At 63.6% G+C, this 653-nt stretch carries 1 protein-coding gene; it reads right to left on the bottom strand.

The features are described from left to right. Positions 1 to 342: 342 nt before the first annotated feature. Positions 343 to 653: type 1 periplasmic-binding domain-containing protein (locus PKE99_RS39240; RefSeq protein ID WP_271215128.1), on the bottom strand; the 311-nt coding region annotated here is incomplete at its 5' end.

The raw sequence follows: 653 nt of genomic DNA, 5'->3' as shown, positions 1-653 counted from the left end.
TGGACCGACAGGTTCCACAGGTTGCGGGGGGTCAGAAACGAACCCGAACCCTTGAAGAAAACACCGAAAAGGTGGAAGCCGACCCAGATCAGCAACAGCGCGCCGATCATGCCCAACAGGCGGGTGTCGATTTCGGTTGCTTTCAGGAAACGGGACACGGGGCCGGAGGTCGCTCCGGCGCGGGTATTCGAGGATGATGACATGGGATCGTCCGGCACTACGGTGAAAAGGGTGCAGACGGGCGAGGCGAAGGGCCATATCCGCCGGGCCGTTGTCGCAGCTCGGGCAGCCTCGCCGCCCATGAAAGTCGGCGTGGGACAAAGACCCCCGCCGATGCAGGTCTTACTTGCAGGCCGCCACGTCGTCGGCAGCCCCCTCGCAGGCCTGCTCTTTCGAGATATGGCCAGCGTCGATCACAACATTCAGGTTTTCCTTGGTGATCGGGGTCGGCGCGAGGAAGATGGCGTTCATTTCAACGCCTTTTTCCCCGCCCGAGAACTTGGACGCACCGTCAACGGCATCCAGCGCGGTGCCACCGGCCAGTGCCGAAGCGATCTCGGCCGCCTTGGCGCCAAGCTGACGCGAGTCTTTCCAGACCGAAACAGTCTGGGTGCCCCGCGCCACGCGGTTCAGCGCGGCGAGGTCGCCATCCT

Origin of the sequence: Pseudonocardia halophobica (assembly GCF_027922425.1) — a bacterium.
Lineage (GTDB): Bacteria > Actinomycetota > Actinomycetes > Mycobacteriales > Pseudonocardiaceae > Pseudonocardia > Pseudonocardia halophobica.
Note: the sequence above shows the minus strand (reverse complement) of the source record. Positions and strands in the feature narration are given on the sequence as shown.